The sequence below is a fragment of the Bdellovibrio bacteriovorus genome, from assembly GCF_002208115.1.
In the GTDB taxonomy this organism is placed as follows: domain Bacteria; phylum Bdellovibrionota; class Bdellovibrionia; order Bdellovibrionales; family Bdellovibrionaceae; genus Bdellovibrio; species Bdellovibrio bacteriovorus_C.
Map to the genome: position 1 here is coordinate 3,355,798 of NZ_CP020946.1, position 17,258 is coordinate 3,373,055.

At 49.1% G+C, this 17,258-nt stretch carries 18 protein-coding genes; 14 read left to right on the forward strand and 4 right to left on the reverse strand.

Annotated features, from left to right (window positions below; genetic code table 11):
• Positions 1 to 5 precede the first annotated feature (5 nt).
• The gene (locus B9G79_RS16120; RefSeq protein ID WP_088566404.1) at positions 6 to 1,076 is read left to right on the forward strand and encodes a hypothetical protein; all 1,071 of its coding nucleotides are present in this window, start codon (positions 6 to 8) and stop codon (positions 1,074 to 1,076) included.
• A 44-nt stretch (positions 1,077 to 1,120) separates the two neighbouring features.
• Here B9G79_RS16120 and B9G79_RS16125 read toward each other — a convergent pair whose 3' ends face one another.
• Complete coding sequence (locus tag B9G79_RS16125; RefSeq protein ID WP_088566405.1) at positions 1,121 to 1,555, reverse strand: cupin domain-containing protein; 435 nt, start codon at positions 1,553 to 1,555, stop codon at positions 1,121 to 1,123.
• Between the two features lie 214 nt (positions 1,556 to 1,769).
• On the opposite strand from B9G79_RS16125, the gene B9G79_RS16130 reads away from it, so the two are divergent.
• The 6 genes from B9G79_RS16130 (at position 1,770) to B9G79_RS16155 (ending at position 5,854) form a co-directional block, all read left to right on the forward strand.
• Entirely contained in the window at positions 1,770 to 2,318 is a 549-nt protein-coding gene (locus tag B9G79_RS16130; protein WP_088566406.1) for a DUF5819 family protein, read from the forward strand.
• On the forward strand, positions 2,309 to 3,184 hold the full coding sequence (locus tag B9G79_RS16135) for an HTTM domain-containing protein (protein WP_088566407.1): 876 nt from the start codon (positions 2,309 to 2,311) through the stop codon (positions 3,182 to 3,184). Before B9G79_RS16130 ends, B9G79_RS16135 begins: the two co-directional genes overlap by 10 nt.
• Positions 3,181 to 4,197, forward strand: coding sequence for a serine hydrolase domain-containing protein (locus B9G79_RS16140; RefSeq protein WP_088566408.1), 1,017 nt, complete (start codon positions 3,181 to 3,183; stop codon positions 4,195 to 4,197). The genes B9G79_RS16135 and B9G79_RS16140 overlap by 4 nt, the downstream gene beginning before the upstream one ends.
• Positions 4,198 to 4,207: 10 nt before the next feature.
• Positions 4,208 to 4,795, forward strand: coding sequence for a hypothetical protein (locus B9G79_RS16145; RefSeq protein WP_088566409.1), 588 nt, complete (start codon positions 4,208 to 4,210; stop codon positions 4,793 to 4,795).
• A 190-nt stretch (positions 4,796 to 4,985) separates the two neighbouring features.
• Positions 4,986 to 5,486 (forward strand): hypothetical protein, encoded by a 501-nt coding sequence (locus B9G79_RS16150; protein ID WP_088566410.1) that lies wholly within the window; start codon positions 4,986 to 4,988, stop codon positions 5,484 to 5,486.
• Positions 5,487 to 5,500: 14 nt separating this feature from the next.
• Positions 5,501 to 5,854 (forward strand): hypothetical protein, encoded by a 354-nt coding sequence (locus B9G79_RS16155; RefSeq protein ID WP_157678800.1) that lies wholly within the window; start codon positions 5,501 to 5,503, stop codon positions 5,852 to 5,854.
• A gap of 71 nt (positions 5,855 to 5,925) precedes the next feature.
• Here the strand turns inward: B9G79_RS16155 and B9G79_RS16160 are convergent, their stop codons facing one another.
• On the reverse strand, positions 5,926 to 6,723 hold the full coding sequence (locus tag B9G79_RS16160) for an EamA family transporter (RefSeq protein ID WP_420042859.1): 798 nt from the start codon (positions 6,721 to 6,723) through the stop codon (positions 5,926 to 5,928).
• Positions 6,724 to 6,957: 234 nt separating this feature from the next.
• On the opposite strand from B9G79_RS16160, the gene B9G79_RS16165 reads away from it, so the two are divergent.
• The gene (locus B9G79_RS16165; protein ID WP_088566413.1) at positions 6,958 to 7,137 is read left to right on the forward strand and encodes a hypothetical protein; all 180 of its coding nucleotides are present in this window, start codon (positions 6,958 to 6,960) and stop codon (positions 7,135 to 7,137) included.
• Positions 7,138 to 7,252: 115 nt separating this feature from the next.
• Here the strand turns inward: B9G79_RS16165 and B9G79_RS16170 are convergent, their stop codons facing one another.
• Positions 7,253 to 7,885 (reverse strand): response regulator transcription factor, encoded by a 633-nt coding sequence (locus tag B9G79_RS16170; protein WP_088566414.1) that lies wholly within the window; start codon positions 7,883 to 7,885, stop codon positions 7,253 to 7,255.
• Between the two features lie 282 nt (positions 7,886 to 8,167).
• The gene (locus B9G79_RS16175; RefSeq protein WP_088566415.1) at positions 8,168 to 9,241 is read right to left on the reverse strand and encodes a hypothetical protein; all 1,074 of its coding nucleotides are present in this window, start codon (positions 9,239 to 9,241) and stop codon (positions 8,168 to 8,170) included.
• Between the two features lie 506 nt (positions 9,242 to 9,747).
• On the opposite strand from B9G79_RS16175, the gene B9G79_RS16185 reads away from it, so the two are divergent.
• From B9G79_RS16185 to B9G79_RS16210, 6 genes are all read left to right on the forward strand, one after another.
• On the forward strand, positions 9,748 to 10,791 hold the full coding sequence (locus B9G79_RS16185) for an outer membrane beta-barrel protein (protein WP_232468810.1): 1,044 nt from the start codon (positions 9,748 to 9,750) through the stop codon (positions 10,789 to 10,791).
• 256 nt (positions 10,792 to 11,047) lie between these two features.
• Entirely contained in the window at positions 11,048 to 13,639 is a 2,592-nt protein-coding gene (gene rnr, locus B9G79_RS16190) for a ribonuclease R (RefSeq protein WP_088566418.1), read from the forward strand.
• Positions 13,581 to 15,188, forward strand: a complete 1,608-nt coding sequence (locus tag B9G79_RS16195; protein WP_232468811.1) for an ABC1 kinase family protein — start codon at positions 13,581 to 13,583, stop codon at positions 15,186 to 15,188. The genes rnr and B9G79_RS16195 overlap by 59 nt, the downstream gene beginning before the upstream one ends.
• A gap of 12 nt (positions 15,189 to 15,200) precedes the next feature.
• Positions 15,201 to 15,971 (forward strand): LysR family transcriptional regulator, encoded by a 771-nt coding sequence (locus B9G79_RS16200; RefSeq protein WP_088566420.1) that lies wholly within the window; start codon positions 15,201 to 15,203, stop codon positions 15,969 to 15,971.
• Positions 15,972 to 16,129: 158 nt separating this feature from the next.
• Positions 16,130 to 16,810 (forward strand): MotA/TolQ/ExbB proton channel family protein, encoded by a 681-nt coding sequence (locus B9G79_RS16205; RefSeq protein ID WP_232468812.1) that lies wholly within the window; start codon positions 16,130 to 16,132, stop codon positions 16,808 to 16,810.
• A complete protein-coding gene (locus B9G79_RS16210; protein ID WP_011163008.1) occupies positions 16,807 to 17,256 on the forward strand; it encodes an ExbD/TolR family protein in 450 nt (149 codons plus the stop codon). Before B9G79_RS16205 ends, B9G79_RS16210 begins: the two co-directional genes overlap by 4 nt.
• Positions 17,257 to 17,258 lie beyond the last annotated feature (2 nt).

A 17,258-nucleotide genomic window follows, 5' to 3' on the forward strand; every position in this document is an offset into this window, starting at 1 on the left:
TCTCTATGAGAAATATTCTGTTGGCATTGCTTCTTCTTGGATCTTCTCAGGCATTTGCCTGGGGCGGCCGCGGTCACGACACCATCTGCCGTGTTGCCACCTTCCTGGTGAAAGAACCGGGCTTGAAAGAATACATGCAACACAAACCCCAGATGATGGGACACCTGTGCAATATGCCGGACTTTTACTGGAAAAGCCTGGGTGGCGACGCTGCGAAACTGGGGAACTCCACGCACTTCATCGATATTGAAGTTATTGGCCTGGATGTGAAAGATATCACCGTTGATTACAAACAACTGATGACTGAATTCACCGGCAAACCAAACAAGTTCAAAAACGACGGCTCCACGATCAAATCCATCCCGCAGGAATTCGGTTCTTCCTGGTGGAGAGCCGACCAGTTCATGCGCCACATCGCTGGCCTGAAAGAGGAGTTTGCGAAAGCCAAAGCGCCAACGAACTTCAAAGAAGAACAGGACAACGAGCTTCCTTACAACAAGCTGGCCTATGATATGGTCGTGTCCATGGGGCTGATGGGTCACTTTGTTGGCGACAACTGCCAGCCATTCCACACCACGGCGGACTATGACGGTTATGCCGCCGGTCACGGTGGCATCCATGCTTACTTTGAAGATCAGGTTGTTGGCCAGTTCGATGGCGACCTTGACTATCTGGTGCTGAAAGCGGCTCGCGGAATGAAAAATCCGGAATTCATGAAGCCAAAAACAGCCATTGAGAAAATGAAAGTTCTGAGTGTGATCTCAAACAAAGAGATCCCGAAGATCCTGAAAATGGATCCAGTCATCAAGAAGTCCACTCTGGTGAAAGAAAAAGGCATGGAACTTAAAACCGCAGCGGAACGTCAGCCGGCATCTGTGGCCTTCAAAAAAATGAAACCGATGATCGTGACGGAAATGGCTCGTGGCGCAGTTCTATTGGCGGCGCTTTGGGATGAAGCTTATGTTTCTGCCGGCAAACCAAAAATCGGCGCTTACAAGTCCTACAAGTATCCGTTCACTGTTGATTTCGTAACCCCGGACTATATCGAAGTTCCGAAAACAGAAGAAAAGAAATAGTTCAAAAAAATGTCCACTGCTTTTCTGGCGGTGGACATTTCCTTTTAGTGTTTGTGCGCTTGAATTGCGTAGTCCACCATTCCCTGGAAATCCACGATCACCACGGGTTCATCGCCCACCACCCAGGCATCATGGCCGGGCGGAACCAAAGACACATCCCCGGGTTTACAATCTATCTCTGTTCCATCATCCATCTTGATTCTGAGTACTCCTGAAACATGGTACTGAAAGTGCGGAGCTTCGCAGCTATCGGTTTGTGCGATCTCTTTCACTGATTTGGACCAGCGCCAGCCTGGCTGCAGGGTCGCCCGGCCCACAACGGCCTCGCCAAAGCGGACCAGCTCCAAACGGCCGTTAGGAAACTCGCGAACCTCATCTGCAGAACTGAAATTCAAAGCTTTAAGCGTTCCGCTGACCTTTGCAAAGACCGTCGAAGGATTCGGCTTTTGCGGTGATGCGGAAGTTTGTTGCGTAGCCATAGTCACCTCCTAAAACCCATTCTACGCCCGTTCGGCATACCACTCAAATTCCTCTCCTCGCCCGTGCCGACCGCCACTGGCCCACTTCCATGTTCTTGGAACGAATCTCGATTTTTAGATAGTGGGTCTGGAAAACTGCCCTCAGTAAGAACCTATTGCAGATGGCCGCGGCACGTCCGGTGCTATCCGACTTAGGACATCCGCAGGAGATAAAATGAAAATGCCGCTTTTACATCTATTAAAACTGACCATGCTGAGCGCCCTGATAGCTCATTTGGGAATTCATGCCCTTTATCTGGCACCCAACAATCCCGCCACTCCCCAATATATGAGCTTCGTCGACACTTACATGGGAACGTTCTTTACTCAGAACTGGCACCTGTTCGCACCGGAACCGGCAACCGCCAGCCTGCAACTTTCCTATCGCTGCGACAGCCTGCAAGCGTGGAAGTTTCCTTTGAGCGACATGCTTGAAGCCCACAAATCCCTGCCGGTCACAGCCAAGGGGAAACAATCCTACGTTCTGCAACATCTGGCGCGTGAGATCTTTAACAGCAAGATTCTAAAGAAAACAGACGCGGCCATGGATGAACTGCACATCCTACAAAGATATTTGCAAGACCAGTGCGGTGAGCAAGCCGCAGCCGAGGTGCGCATTCAGCGGGTGTTCACTCAAGATTATTCCAAGCGCTTTTCCAACACGGAAGTCCGCACTGAAACCTTCACCTTCGGCATCAAACAGGAGTCCTTCGCATGGAACTGATTCAGCAACTTAAGGAATTCTATCTAAAACTGCATCTGGAAGTGAAGTCTCTGCAGGCACTGCGCTTTGCCCGCCGCCTGGTGTATGCCTGGGCATTTATCAACTACGCGATCCTTGCGACAAAGGCCGCCTACTTCTATTCCAGCAGTGCTTACATTCCGGCCAAGGATTTCGACAGTCTGAATCTGCTGGAAAAGTCCCTGAACCTTCTGCACTGGGGGCCCTTCGCCGACGCTTATCCCATGTTCCTGGCGCTGATTCTGGCTGCGACGGCTTTTGCCTTCTTTGAAAAAGCCCCGCGCGCCTCTGCAGCGGTGGTTTATTTTCTGATGATGAATCTGGATAACAAGGCCTATGTGACTTTGGATGGCGGTAACAATCTGATGCATTTGGTGACCTTCTATCTGATCTTCATCAATACAAAAGAAACACAATCCGCATTTTCAATCACCCTGACGAACCTTGCTGCGCTGATGATCAAAATCCAGGTTACCTTGGTTTATGCAACTGCAGGTCTTTTAAAGGTCATGGGACCTCTGTGGAATAAAGGCGTCGCTCTTTATTACACCATGGGCGTCAGCGAATATGGCAATCATGAGATTTTTAAAACTCTTGCCAACTATCCGCTGCTGCTGGCGGCGATGACGTTGGGAACTGTTCTGTTTCAAATCTCGCTGCCTTATCTGATCTGGCAGCGCAACTGGAGACCTTACATCGTACTGATGGGAACGGCCTTGCATCTTTCGATCTCTTTGGTGATGGGTCTGTTCATGTTCGGATTCGCCATGTGTGTAAGCTACTTCTTCTTCTATGAAGACGGAGAAAAAGGATTGTTTGGATCCTTGCTGAAAAGGGTGCGGGTATGAAAATCAAAAAAGTGCTGAGCCATACTTTCACCGTGCTGATCTATTCCTGGGTGGGCCTGCAGTTCTTTTCGTGCAGCCCCGACATCCAGAAAGTGAAGGAAAACGAATTAGCCACCCGCCTGCAGAACACTTGGCAGGAGCTAAAGAAAGACAATCTGATTCACGGAAGCATTCTGATCCAAAAAGGCTCCGAAGTTCTGTTTGCCGACGGCGACCTGAATAAGGTCTATCCCATCGCCAGCATCTCGAAGTCCTTTGTGGGTTTGATTTACTTTCACAAATCGCAGCAGGGTTTAAAACTCGACACCCCGGTCTGCCACTGGCTGAAAAACTTCTGCACCGGAGACTTGCGGAAGATCACTCTGCAACAGCTATTGGATCATAAGTCCGGCTTTGGCCGGGATCTGAGCCTCGTAAGCTTTTTAAAACGCTCCATGAGTGCTGACTGGAACTTGCAGGATATCGACACACTGGTTCTGGAAGACAAGGACCTGAAATCAGCACCCGGGAAAGAATTCGGATATTCCAACTTTGGATATCTGGTTCTGTCCCGGGTTCTGGAAATCATCGAGCAGAAAAACTTTCCCCAAATCCTGCAAGAGCATGCCCCTGCTTCCACAACTGCGGCGATTCAAAAAGGGGACAAACTTCCGGCTTATGCACTGGTCCCGGGAAGTTCAATTCAGTGGGAGCTGAACAAGGAAAGTACTCTGTATAAATCCGCCGGTGCCGGAGGCATCAAGTCGTCAGCCCTGGATCTTATGCAGTGGCTAGGACAGCAGCGACAAACGCTGCCGAAGCTGAACAAGGACAAGCACTATTCACTGGGATGGGTGCGCTCGGAAAAGCAGTCTTATCAGGCTTACTGGCACAACGGGGCAACTCCGGGATTTTACTCGCTGGTCGCGGTGATACCGGAATCGGACCTGAAGATCGTGATTCTGACTGACAACTATAAATTTATAAAACACTGGTCCGACAGGGCCGAAGCATTTGAACAATACCTTTATTAAGGAGGAAAAAATGAAAAAGTTTATCACAGGGGCTCTGGCAGGCTTGGTCCTTGTCTCTTCAACAGCGAACGCACAACTGTGCAGTCCGGTCACCCGCCCCGCGGGCGGCTTTGTTCCACCCATCGTCGTGAAAGAGCGACTGAAAGAACTCCGGCAGGAACTGGGCGACCGCAAGCTGGAAGAGATTTTGGGAAGACCTGTCCTGGTTTCACTGGACAAGTATTCTGAGATGGATCCGAAAGGAATTAACGCCAACGCCTTTGTGGCAGCCGCTGCAGCAGGCGCCGCCGCTTCCGTTGTCGAGTATGTTTGGGATCGCTATGTTGGTAACGGCCCGAAAGATCGTTATATTCAGGAAGAATACTTTGATATTCGTCCCGGCACGGTGCCGGTGCTACCCGCCGATCCACCCAAAGTGGGCGGACGCGATATCGGTCCCGTAGCCCTGACACCGGCTGCAGTGGGAACTGCCGTGGCGGGAACGGTGGCTTACAAAGCGGCTGAATACAGCATGCGAAAAGTCTTTGGCGATCCGAATAAGGATGTCCGCCAGTATGATGAAAGAGACTTTGATATTCAAAGGAACTATCAGAACTAAGACCCCCGAAGGCCCGCCAAAAGCGGGCTTTTCTTATTGTCTCATTCTGAAACTGACCTCGGGGCCTGTATGCCGCTGCAAGGCCTCTGTCATTTTTTTAGACGCCCAGCTCTTCCAGGCTTCGTTTGGCCAGGGCACAAAGCTCGCACTCTTCAAAGTTGGAGAAAAACTTTTATTAAGGAGAGAGAGCATGAAAAAGAAGATTGTATTGGCGATGGCTGTCATTATGGTTCTGGGTTCTGTTAAGGCGATGGCAGAGAATTTCGAACAGGATGAAATCTACCGCGAAATTCAATTGGGAAAAGTGGAAGCCACTGAAGCTGCGAACGGCTGCGAAGAGTGCGCACTGAATACCGACGGCAAACTTGACGCCGTGGAGTTCGACAATCTGAATCAGCTCACCAAAACTTACGCCGCTGAAGAAGATATGAAAGAGCGCCAACTTATCAGTGAAGTGAGCGTTAAAATCTCCAAAATTGAGAGATTAAAAGATGTAAGTCAGCCTCAATTGAATAAAGAAGTGCTAAGAACAGTCAGCGAGGCCAAGAAACTTCGCGACATGAATAAGCACAACTCCAAAATGCTACAGAAGCTTTCCGGAGATCTTGATGAAAGATGGCAGTCCTTGAATGAGATGGACGAAAGAAATCAAATTCAGGGTCTGCGTGTTCACCCTGAACTGAGATACTAATCAGGGCGGGCGTCATGAAAATGAAGTTACTAACACCGCTGATTGTATTTTGTCTGATAGCTCCGGCGTCATCCATGGCGCAGGAGCTGGAAGAAAGCCGTATCATCACCGCTCAGATGAATGACATGCAGAGAATGATTCATGAGATCGCGGAATTGCAGGATCAGGCAGACGTTGAGTACGAACATGATGGCGTCGAACGCGTCGGCCAACTGGGTAAGATCATTGTCGAAGCAGAGATTCTTCGTGAATCGGCTGAGCTCTCAGAATCAGGTGACCAGGTTAACGAAGCCTGGCTGGAGGTCTCAAACCTGAGAACCATGGCCTGCAAAATTGTAAAAGGCGAACAAGCGACAGAGTGCAAATAGACAAAGAGAAAAGAACAAAAGCAAAGACCTGGCGAACGCCGGGTCTTTTGCGTTCTCAGGCAGTCCTTCGCTTACCGCGCCGTCAGGGTGCTGCCTGCCGAGGCCGCCATAATACATCCGATGGCCAGCCACTGGGATGGCATCAAAGATTCACTTAAGAACAGTATTCCGATCATTGTTGCAAACGCTGGCTCCAGGCTCATCAATATCCCGAAGGTCTTTGCCGGCATGTTCTGCATCGCTTTCATTTCAAGTGAGTATGGTAATGCACTTGAAAGAATCGCGATCACAAATCCTATCATCCACAATGACGGATCCACAACTTGATCAAAGTTTGTGTAAAGTCCCACAGGGAAAGTCACTGCGGCGGCAAAACACATTCCCACCGCTGCCGTCGCCGAAGAAGAATTTTCTTTTCCCGTCGATTTTCCAAAGACGATATAAAGAGCCCAGAAGAGCCCCGCGCCCAAAGCCAACAGCACTCCGACCATATCCAAAGCCTGACTGACTTCAGATAATGGCAGTATCAGATAGATACCCAGGCCCGCCAGGACCGCCCACACCAGATCCAAAATTCGTTTGGAGGAAAGCAGCGCCACCGTCAGCGGACCTGTGAATTCCAATGCTACAGCGATTCCCAGAGGAATACGTTCCAGGGCAAAATAGAACAGCAGATTCATCAGGCCCAGGGAAATACCATAGGCAGCGATACGGCGAAGGCCGGACGCAGTGAATTTTTCCCGCCACGGACGCATCACCAAAACCAGGATCAAAGCAGAAATGAAAACCCGCAGGGCCGTTGTGCCCGCAGGTCCCGCCACCGGGAAAAGACCTTTAGCAACCGAAGCGCCAAACTGAATTGAAAGCATGGCGATCAAAATGAGATAGATGGATTTATAAAGCGGTTGCACTAGAGGCTTCTCCGTCACTTTTCTAACAGGTGCGCGCGCTCTTGGGCTCAAAGTGTCAGGCCAGTCTCACACTGAGAATCGCGCTTGCTAAGTGCCTGACAGCAGGTCGAAGGATTCTCATCTTTAAACAGCCGACATGGCACGGTCATAGCAATAGGTGTATGTATACCGCTTGTTACAAAGGAGTTCAAAATGACATTCACTAAAATCATCACAGCAGCAATCATCACAATGTCAGCTACAGCTTCTTTCGGTGCTACCAAATGTGCAGACAAAGCAAACATGGGCCGTCACGCTCACACAGCTTCCCAGTCCAAATTCTCCCCGACTGTGAAGGTTGTTAAAACTGCTACAAACTCTGGTATCCAGTAATTAGCTAATTTAATTCAAGTTCCCCCAAACCCAAGCCTTCCCCCAGGGCTTGGGTTTTCCCTTTTTTAGACCTTCAAAAAACAAAAACCCCACTCTTTTCGGAGTGGGGCTCTTATTAGATCTTCAACAAGTATCCGGTTCCGTGTATCGACGACAGTCGCCCTTTTAGCTCGGGCACCTTGCGCTTCAGATTGTATAAATGAGTGTCCAGAGAGTTCTTAACAATGTGGCGTCCGCCCCAGATGTTTTCTTCCAGTTCTACACGCGTAACCAACTGGTTCTTTTTATCCATCAGAACTCTTAGAATCATGTATTCCACTTTCGTCAGGGAATGACTGTTGCCGGACACATAGATACAACGATTTTTATCATCCAATGAAATATGGGCTTCATACCAGCCAATGGCAGCCAGTCGACTCTGCAGATCGCCCTCATTGATGGGCTTTTCCAAAAAACCACTGACGCCGCTATTAACAGCCCGGATGGCCATGTCTTTGTCGGCGTTTCCAGAAACAATCATGATAAAGGCGCGCGGGCTGCGCTCGCGAATTGCGGGGATCAACTCAAAACAAGTGTGCTCATCCAGCGTGTGATCCAGGAAAAACAAATCCCACGACTGGCTTTCAATCATTCGCATCGCTTCTGCGAAAGAGGAAGCACACTCAATCTTACCCAAATGACTGAATTTAGCCTGAAAAAGCAGGGCGAAATCCTTGTTGTCATCAACAAGAAGTATCTTTTTCTCCATGGCTCCTTCCAACGTTCAATATTACCACTAAAGAAATCAGTTCAACGCTTTATTGTTAAAGCTATGTTAAAAAGTAAACTAACATTAACTTAGTCCGCAGACATTATAAGAGTTTACTTCACTCATCTATTTGAGTTTTTCTTGAGTTTTTCAGAATACAGAACAGAAAGATATCGGCCGAACGGGCGATCAGGAGCGGAAAAGAAGGGATCTGCTCTTCTACAAAAACAAAAAGCCCAGGGGTTACCTGGGCTTTGAGTTCTTATACTTTAAGACTAGGTCTTAGAAAGTGTAAGTGTAAGCAACTTGACCGAACATGTTTGCGTTCGCATCGAAGGAACCTGTTGCTACACCTTTGAATGTAACATCAAGCAAGCTTTTGCCGAATTTGAAACCAGCACCCGCAGCTGCGAATGTAGAATCAAGGTCTTCTTTGTCACCAGAAGCGTCGTCTTTAGTTTCATTCAGGATCACGTTTTGACCAACGGATGCACGAAGAACCAACCAAGAAGCTGCGTTAGCTTCTACGCCCATGTAAACTGGAAGTGTCAAAGACTCTTCAACATCTTTAGTTTTAGAAGAAGCTACTTCTACACCGTAGAAGAAGTTACCTTCTTCAGATTTTGAAAGAGTGTTAACCATACCCAATTTGTAGGAAGTTGTTTCAACTTCTTGAGTAGTCCCGTTGATGTCGCCTTCAACTTTGGACATTTTTACGTTACCGTAAACTTCCATTTCTGGAGACACGTGGTAACCAACAGTTACGTTAGTCAAACCTTTGGATTCAACTTCAGCATCAACTACGCCATTGTCGAATTCAGATTTGCCAGTGAAACCTTGAACCAATTCGAAGTCCCAAGTGCCATTGGAAGCTGCAACTGCAACACCCATGGAAGAGGATTTAGCTTCGATAGAGTCATTTTTACCGTTGGAGTACTTCGCAGTCACACCCCAAGTCCAGTCGCCCATTTTGGAAGCGTAGAACAGGTTCAGACCGTTTTGTTCTTTCATCAACAAACCGTTACCAGCTGCAAGAGCTTCGATTTGAGCATTTGCAGTGTCGATTGCATTAGTGAAATCAGCAGAACGACGACCGAAGTAAGCACCGAATGCAGAATCGTCACCGTGACGTTTTACGAAACCGCCTTCAGCGTGAGGAGCTGCTGCATCACCAGTACCACCCCATTCGATAGTCGCTTGTTCAGAAAGCGCCATGAATTGGTAAGGTCTGTCAAACGCAGTTTGGAAATCCAAAACGTGACGTGAGTTAGCCAAAGCCTCTACACGTGCTTTAGAAGCCATTGCTGCTGGAGCTGCTGCCATAGTCAAAGCTGCTGCTACTAGAATCTTTTTCATTGTTGCATCCTTTCGTTTCGTTGCAATCTTATGAACTTTTAAATCCATTAAAAGCTTTAATCGTTTACACAAAAAATGCTAATGAGGACCAGTTCCAAGATCAACAACAAAAATTTTCGGTAAGTTTTCAGCGCACCCAAAAAGCCGAAAGACGCATCAGGACTGTGACTTCAACTCCACAGGACTTTGTTACCAAGAACCCTCGCCAAAAAATCCGCTTTTTTAAAGTTTTTATTCCAGTAAAACTCGCGCCAGTAGCGGCTTTCATTGAAAAAGTAAAACTGCGAATTTTTCCTCGGGAAAGATGCATAGTGTTGTGAATTGTCTGCTGTTTGTTGGTCCAAAATAAAATGCAAAAACGACAATTGACGCAAAAGCTCCATTTGGGTCTGGAATGCTGGATCAAGGTCTAGCTTTACAAACATTTTACGTTACACAACAAGACCTCAGTCATAATCTTTTTCCCAAACTTAACCATTTTTTGAACTTATATATAAGGAGTTCATGTGAAGATCCCAATGCTATTGTCCGCTTTGCTGGTGCTTGGCAGTTTCAGTGCACAAGCTGCAGAAATCTCTGGCCTGACTGTTAACGGAGAGGTTGCTTTTGATTACAGCTTCCTTTCCACGAAAGATACAGCCCTGCAGAATTCTGACGGTGTTACTAATGAGGCGTACCGCTTGCGTAACGCTCAGGTGCTGATCAGTAAGGAAACCGAACAAGTTTACTTCGTAACCCGTCTGAACTATGCGCCGACGGCTTATCAGTCCTCTCCTACTGACAGCAAAACTGCGAACTTTGGTATGCTGGACCAGGCAGAGATCTTTTATAAAGCCATGCCTAATTTATATATAGGTTTCGGTCGTTTCCTGACCACCATGGGTTATGAATCATTGATGAAGTATGAAAACGCGTTCTACAGCAACACCATTGCATATCAAAGCATCGTGCCTGGTTATGGTGAGGGTTTGCGTGCAAAGTATGTGGCTGGCGACTGGCTGACGGCAACTTTGTCCACTTATAACCAAGCGGCTTACGGAGCTTTCGGCGAAGACTATTCTCCGACCAAAACAACAGAACTGTCTGCAACTGGCAAAGCCGCAGGTCTGACATGGTTTGCGGGTTACTATCTGGGCACGGATGATCCATCAGGCGTTAAAACGGAAAGATCATCTTCCAGCGTGTGGGCTTCTTACCAGATCACTGAAAACTTCCTGGCTGCATTGATCTATGATTCTTTGACGACAAAACCAGATGGCGATCGCTTGCACTGGTCTGATGCCACCACGGTTCTACTGACTTATGGTCTAGGTCGTAACAACCTGGGTCTGCGTTATGAGATGGTCCGCGGCGCCAACGAAATCGGTTATGGCGCGGCTGACACTGTGAACTCTATCAGCGTGACAGACAAGTTCGTCCTTAACGACAACTTCAATCTGTATGTGGAGTACCGTCAGGACATGTCTAATGAAGACGCGTTCGTTGATGGCGATGGCGCAGCTACCGACAAAGCCAGCGTTGTAACCCTGGGTGCCCTGGCGCACTTCTAATTTTCAGTCCGCATGACGGGGGCCTCTGGCCCCCGTTCTCTGTCTAAGCTACCGAAAGCACTCACAATAGTCCGCAGTTGCATTTTTTCGGCAATTCCGCTATCTTAAAGCCACATCTCTTAGAAAAGATTCCTCTGCGAATCTTGATCCAATCTCTAAGTTCCATTCACTGTTCGATCACAAGTCAGCAAAAAAGATTCTACTTTAAGCCTGCGTAACTTGTGCTAATCTCAAATAAAAGGAAATACAGCCTGTAATGCAAAAGAAAAAAATCCTCACTGGCACCATCAAAAGACATCCTGACGGATTTGGATTTTTCATCCCCGACGACAAAGAACACCCCGACGTCTACATTCCCCGCCACTCCATGGAAGGCATCATGACCAATGATAAAGTCGCCGTGGAAGTCACTCCCGAAAAAGGGGGCGAAAGATTCCGTGGTGAACTTGATCATGTTCTAAGTCGTGGAACCAAAACCGTGGTGGGCCGCTTCTTCAAAATGAACGAGCGCACCGGACTTATCCGCGATGAAGGCAAAGGCTGGGGTCAGGATCTTAAAATCAAGATCGAAGACTCTATGCAGGCCAAGGACAAAGAACTGGTCGCTGCCGAAATCACCAGCTATCCCGATGACGGCAAACCATTCACCGGCAAAGTCACCGAAATCATCGGTGACGCCATGGATCCGCTGACAGACCTGAAACGTGTGATTCGCGCCAACAATATTCCTCTGGAGTTTTCAAAAGCCACTTTGGAAGAGGCCGAACACTTCACAGAAGTTCCTGACGAAAAAGACTTCAAAGGCCGCCGCGATCTGCGCGACAAAGCCCTGATCACAATTGACGGCGCCACCGCCAAAGACTTTGACGATGCTGTTTACGTGGAAACCCTGAATGAGGGCTTCCTGCTTTATGTCGCCATCGCCGACGTCAGCCACTACGTCAAAATCGGGACCGCTATCGACAAAGACGCCTACGAGCGTGGCACCTCGGTGTACATGCCAAACTTTGTGGTACCGATGCTGCCGGAAGTTCTGAGTAACGGTCTTTGCTCCCTGAATCCTCACGTGCCGCGCCTGTGCCTGGTGGCTGAGATGCTGTTTGATTTCACCGGCGAGCTTGTCAAATCCGACTTCTATGAAGCCGTGATGGAAAGCAAAGCCCGTGTCACTTACGGTGAAGCCCAGGAAATTATCGACGGCAGCGAAGTTGAAAAACACAAACACGTCAAAGAGCACATTCTGCGTCTTTCTGACCTTGCGAAGATCCTTATGGCCAAACGCTTTAAGGAAGGTTCCCTGGATCTGGAAATCCCGGAAACCGAACTGGTTATCGACGGTGCCGGAGTTCCGGTGGACATTCAGCGCTCTGAGCGCCTGTTTGCCCATCGTCTGATTGAAGAAATGATGCTGGCTGCGAACGTCGCAGTGGCCAAATTCCTGCACAGTCGTGAAATCCCCGCTTTGTACCGTATTCACGAACCGCCAAATGAAATGGCGATTCGCACTTTGGAAAAATATCTGGCGAACTTCGGTGGTAAGACCAAACTTGGCAGCGGAAAACTGCAAAAACGCCTGACCAAGGCGCTGGAAGAGTTTGAAGGCCGTCCGGAAGCGCAGATCCTGAACATCCTGACCCTGCGATCCATGAGTCAGGCGAAGTACAGCATGAACAACGTCGGCCACTTCGGTCTGGGGTTTGAGTTCTACACTCATTTCACCTCCCCGATTCGTCGTTATCCCGATCTGATCGTGCATCGTCTGCTTAAAACCCAGGTCATGCCCAATTCCCGCTATCGCCTGATGAGCGAAGATGATCTGGCAACAGCCGGAACCATTCTATCCGCGGCGGAACAGCGCTCGACCAAAGCCGAACGTCAGGTTCAGTCCATCAAGAAGGCCCGCTTCATGCAGAAATTCGTCGGCCAGGAGTTCGACGGCATGATCAGCTCCGTGGCAAAATTCGGCGTCTTCGTGTTGCTTCGTGAATATGACATTGACGGCTTGGTACGCCTGGATGATCTGGGTGGCGAGCGTTTCGAGTTCGATGAGGAAAATCTGCGCCTGGTGGCGAAACGTTCCGGCTTTGCCTATTCCATCGGCGACAGCATCCGTATTCAGGTTGTGGCCGCTGATCCAGAGGCCGGGCAGATCAACTTTGCTCTGGCGGGACTGGAAAAAGAAGAACACGACGATGACAGAACTCCGGCGGAAAGATCCGCGGCGGCTGTTCTGAAACGTTTGCACGGTGAAAAAAAGTCTGAAAAACGACCTAAAGATCACATCAGTCACGGTAAGAAAAAACATCAGGACCGTGAATTTGAACGCGGCGAAAAACGCGCTGACAAAAAAGCTGGCAACAAGGACTTCGGCAGCAAGAAGAAAGAATTCGGCAAAAAGAACTTCCGCGAGGAAGGCCCGGACCGCTTCAAGCAGAAGCCTGGAAAGTCCAAGTTCTTCGGTGACGTTCGTAAGGATGCTCCTGAAGGAAGCGCTGAAAAGCTGCGCAAGGTTGAAAAACAGTACAACCTGAAGCCACGCCAACTGGATAACGAGGAAAAGCGGGGTCCAGACAAGACCTTGCTCGAGATGATCCTTGGTCCAGAGAGATACCGCGAACAAGTCAACGGGGACGCTGCAGACAAACCAAAGCTCAGTAAAAAATTGATGTTTGCCGAACAGTCTAAACTCCGGGATAATGACGGCTATTCGGAGAAGAATAGTGACAGCCTTAAACACCGGACGCCAGATCGGAAAGACTCTAAAAAACGCGGCAAGACTGAGAACGATCGTGGGGGTGTTCGCAAAGCACGGGTTTCACCAGGTCGCGGAAAAGGTAAAACTCGGTAAATTCATCATCCAGCGTTTGAACGCAAGCTCTGACGTCGAAGAACTTTCGATGCCAGAGCGGATGAGAATGAGTTTTGAGGAACTGGGTCCCACGTTTGTAAAACTGGGACAATTGCTGGCCACCCGCCCTGACTTGGTTCCCGATGAGTACGTCACTGAATTTGAGAAGCTGCACGATCGTGTGCAACCCCTGTCCTTCGAAACTATTGAAACCGTTCTTCGCGAAGAATTCGGAAACTCCCTTTATCAGAAATTTGAATCCATCGAACAAGAACCTCTGGGATCGGCCAGTATTGCCCAGGTTCACCGCGCTCGCCTGAGCACCGGAGAAAACGTTGTCATCAAAGTTCAGCGTCCGGGCATCATTCAGACCATCAACGATGACTTGAATGTTCTTTATCTGCTGGCGGAACTGCTGGTCACTTATATTCCTGAAACCCGCACCTACAATCCCGTGGGGATCGTGGATGAATACTTCCGCACCCTGGAGCTGGAAACAAATTTTGTTGTTGAAGCCAACAACATCCGCCGCTTCCAGGAAAACTTCGCCGATGATGAAAATGTTAAAATCCCCAAGGTCTATCTGGATCTGACCACCGAGCGCGTCCTGATCATGGAGGCCCTGCCAGGGGTTCCCCTCAGTCAGGAAGCCTCACTGCAGCAGCCCGGTATCGATCCTGAAGAAGTCATCCGCAGGGGTCTTAAAGCCTATCTGAAGATGGTCTTTGAAGACGGCCTTTTTCATGGCGATCTTCATGCCGGAAACTTCTTCGTTCTGCCTGAAAACAGAATCGGCCTGATTGATTTTGGCGTCGTGGGCCGCCTCAACACACGCACGCAGGCCTCCATTGCGAATATGCTTTTGGCACTGTCGCGAGAGGACTATGAACGTCTGGCCTATGAATACGTGGATCTGGCACCGTTCACCGACCGGGTGAACATTGATATCTTTGCCAAGGACCTGCGCGAGCTGATCGCGCCCTATTTTGGACTGACATTGAAAAACGTGAATCTGGGAAAAGTGCTGATGCGCTCCTCCGGGATTGCTGCCCGCCACCACATTCAGGTTCCGACCGACCTGATGCTGTTCTTCAAGTCGATTGTTTCCATCGAAGGCATGGGCCGCAAAATTCACAAGGACTTTGATTTCCTTCAGTACTCTTTGGAATTTGCCGGTGATCTGGCCAAGACCCATTTCGGCCCGGAAAGAATTCTGAACGATATGTCGCAGATGGCGCGGGAATCAAAAACATTCCTGAATGCCCTGCCTCGCCAACTGAATTTCTTCCTGCGCAAGGTGAACAGTCCGGATCATGCCTTTAAACTGAACGTTACGGAAATCAAAGACCTGAAACGCTCGGTGGAAAGCTCTTCCAATCTGCTGTTCCTGGGTGTGATTATCGCAGCCCTCATCATGAGCGCCTCGTTCGTGTATGTGCACGATACCGTCAGCCACATTGCCGGAATGCCGACGATCAGCTTTATCGGCTATATCATCGCAGGCTTCCTGGGCATGTTTGCGTTTCTTAATTATATTAGAAAACCCTGATACGGAGATAAGATGCAACAGTTGTACTATGAACTCAGTGTTCTGGCCAAAGCAGTCAATTTTAAGAATCTTTCTGCCGCCGCCCTGCACGTGGGACTGAGCCAGCCCCAGCTTTCCCGTATCATCGCCAAGATTGAAGACGAACTGAAAATCGTTCTGCTGGATCGTTCGGCGAAAAGAAAGTCCGGATGGACCGCCGTGGCCTTTCAGCTTTCCGAAATCTTTGAAAAATCCATCCGTCGTCTTGAAACTGAACTTCAGGGGATCAGCAACAACCAGATGGTGGGCGAACTGCATATCGGCACCCTGGAAGGGCTTTCGGATTTTGCGCTGAACACGTCCCGTCTTTGTTTTGAAGAAGTCGGCGTTAAAAAAATCACCCTGGACATCTTTGACCTGAATGAACTGGAAGCGAATTTCCTTTCCGGAAATCTGGATCTGATCTTCACCTCCAAACAGCCGGGCCGTCAGAAATTCAAATATCTGATGGAACTGGGCTTCCAGAAACTGGAGCACATCGAGTCCTCGAAAAAGTTCAACGTTCTTTCCACATTTGAATACGGTCGCGCCAACAAGAAAGAACTGGAACACTTCCCTCACGTTTTCGTCTCAAATTCCCTGTCTATCCGTCGCTCGTGGTTTGAAAAACACGGAGGCACCGGGCATCTTCCCACCGAAGCCAAACGCGGTCGCGCCAAAGACGCCGAACCCGTGATGATGATCGGGTCTGAACTGCTCAATCCCATGCTCTGGGAAAACATCATTTCCGCCATCGAGGAATAACCCCCGCCCCCCCCAATTGAAACGAGCCAGTGACGCCATAAAACGTCACCGCTGTTGAAATTATTCACACAGGGTTCTGTGGGGGCCTCGTATTGAGACACTGGGCTCTGGCACCCCCCTTGCTCATAAGGATTCCGGATTCTTTTAACGGAGGACTTATGGAATTCCTATTGTCACTTGGTCGCGCTTTCACTTCTTCTGACGCTTTCTGGATGTGGGCTATTTTGGCTGCTCAGGTAGTGTCCGTGGCGATTATCGCCGAACGTTCTATCGCTCTTTTTGTAAACCGCAAGGTGAACCAAAAAGACCTTTCCAAAGCCATTGCTGAAGACATCAAAAATGGCAATCTGGACAAAGCTTTGCGCCGCTCCCTGCAGCTGAGCGCCAAAGAACCATTGGGAGTTGTGGCTTCTGCTGGTATTCAGGCGGCTATTGATATGGGCGGCAAAGAGGAAATCCAGTTGAAGATGGACGAAGTCCTTCTGGAAGAAAACTCCCGCATTGAAAAACGCATCGGCTTCCTGGCGATGTTTGCCAACGTGGCCACTCTGGTGGGTCTGTTGGGTACTATCACCGGTCTGATTCATTCTTTCGCCGGTATTGCCAATGCCAACCCGGTTGAAAAAGCAGCCATTCTTTCCAATGGTATCTCTTTGGCGATGAATACAACTGCTTACGGACTGATCGTGGCCGTGCCTGCTCTGATCATGTATGCAGTGTTGCAGAATCGTGCGACCAAACTGTCAGAAGATCTTAATAAAGCGTCTTTGAATTTGTTCATCCAACTGGGTTTCCACTACGCTCCGGTTTCTGACAAGAAAGAAAGATCTCTTGTATGAGCAGCAATAAAGAGTTGAATTTCGAAATCAACATCCTGCCCATTCTGGACATCCTGTCAGTCATGATTTGCTTCTTGCTTCTGACTGCGGTGTGGATCCAGATCGGGACACTGGATACCAAGCAGGCTATTGGAGACAACTCCACAGCCGGCGCCAAGAATCCCCCTTCACTGTGGGTGACGATGGCTGCTGACGGTGGCGTTCAGCTCTCTTTGCGTGATCTTCCCCAGGCCAAGGTTCTTGAGTCCCGCATTACCAAATCCACCAAGGGTGTGAACTGGGAAGCGCTGGAAGGAAAGCTGAAGGCTCTGCGAGATCAGTATCCGGATCTTAAAACAAGTGTTGTGCGCCCGGAAGCGAACACCTCCTACGGTGATGTGATTCGCGTGATGGACCGCCTGAAACAAAGTGCCTTTGAAGGCGTGGGCTTGTCCCCGCTGGGGTAGGA

Excerpts from the sequence above, each read along its gene's own strand:
- B9G79_RS16120 (WP_088566404.1), top strand. The coding sequence starts at position 6 with ATGAGAAATATTCTGTTGGCATTGCTTCTTCTTGGATCTTCTCAGGCA.
- B9G79_RS16155 (WP_157678800.1), top strand. The coding sequence starts at position 5,501 with ATGAAAATGAAGTTACTAACACCGCTGATTGTATTTTGTCTGATAGCT.
- rnr (WP_088566418.1), top strand. The coding sequence starts at position 11,048 with ATGCAAAAGAAAAAAATCCTCACTGGCACCATCAAAAGACATCCTGAC.
- B9G79_RS16165 (WP_088566413.1), top strand. The coding sequence starts at position 6,958 with ATGACATTCACTAAAATCATCACAGCAGCAATCATCACAATGTCAGCT.
- B9G79_RS16130 (WP_088566406.1), top strand. The coding sequence starts at position 1,770 with ATGAAAATGCCGCTTTTACATCTATTAAAACTGACCATGCTGAGCGCC.
- B9G79_RS16160 (WP_420042859.1), bottom strand. The coding sequence starts at position 6,723 with ATGCTTTCAATTCAGTTTGGCGCTTCGGTTGCTAAAGGTCTTTTCCCG.
- B9G79_RS16140 (WP_088566408.1), top strand. The coding sequence starts at position 3,181 with ATGAAAATCAAAAAAGTGCTGAGCCATACTTTCACCGTGCTGATCTAT.
- B9G79_RS16145 (WP_088566409.1), top strand. The coding sequence starts at position 4,208 with ATGAAAAAGTTTATCACAGGGGCTCTGGCAGGCTTGGTCCTTGTCTCT.
- B9G79_RS16170 (WP_088566414.1), bottom strand. The coding sequence starts at position 7,885 with ATGGAGAAAAAGATACTTCTTGTTGATGACAACAAGGATTTCGCCCTG.
- B9G79_RS16135 (WP_088566407.1), top strand. The coding sequence starts at position 2,309 with ATGGAACTGATTCAGCAACTTAAGGAATTCTATCTAAAACTGCATCTG.
- B9G79_RS16150 (WP_088566410.1), top strand. The coding sequence starts at position 4,986 with ATGAAAAAGAAGATTGTATTGGCGATGGCTGTCATTATGGTTCTGGGT.
- B9G79_RS16205 (WP_232468812.1), top strand. The coding sequence starts at position 16,130 with ATGGAATTCCTATTGTCACTTGGTCGCGCTTTCACTTCTTCTGACGCT.
- B9G79_RS16125 (WP_088566405.1), bottom strand. The coding sequence starts at position 1,555 with ATGGCTACGCAACAAACTTCCGCATCACCGCAAAAGCCGAATCCTTCG.
- B9G79_RS16200 (WP_088566420.1), top strand. The coding sequence starts at position 15,201 with ATGCAACAGTTGTACTATGAACTCAGTGTTCTGGCCAAAGCAGTCAAT.
- B9G79_RS16175 (WP_088566415.1), bottom strand. The coding sequence starts at position 9,241 with ATGAAAAAGATTCTAGTAGCAGCAGCTTTGACTATGGCAGCAGCTCCA.
- B9G79_RS16210 (WP_011163008.1), top strand. The coding sequence starts at position 16,807 with ATGAGCAGCAATAAAGAGTTGAATTTCGAAATCAACATCCTGCCCATT.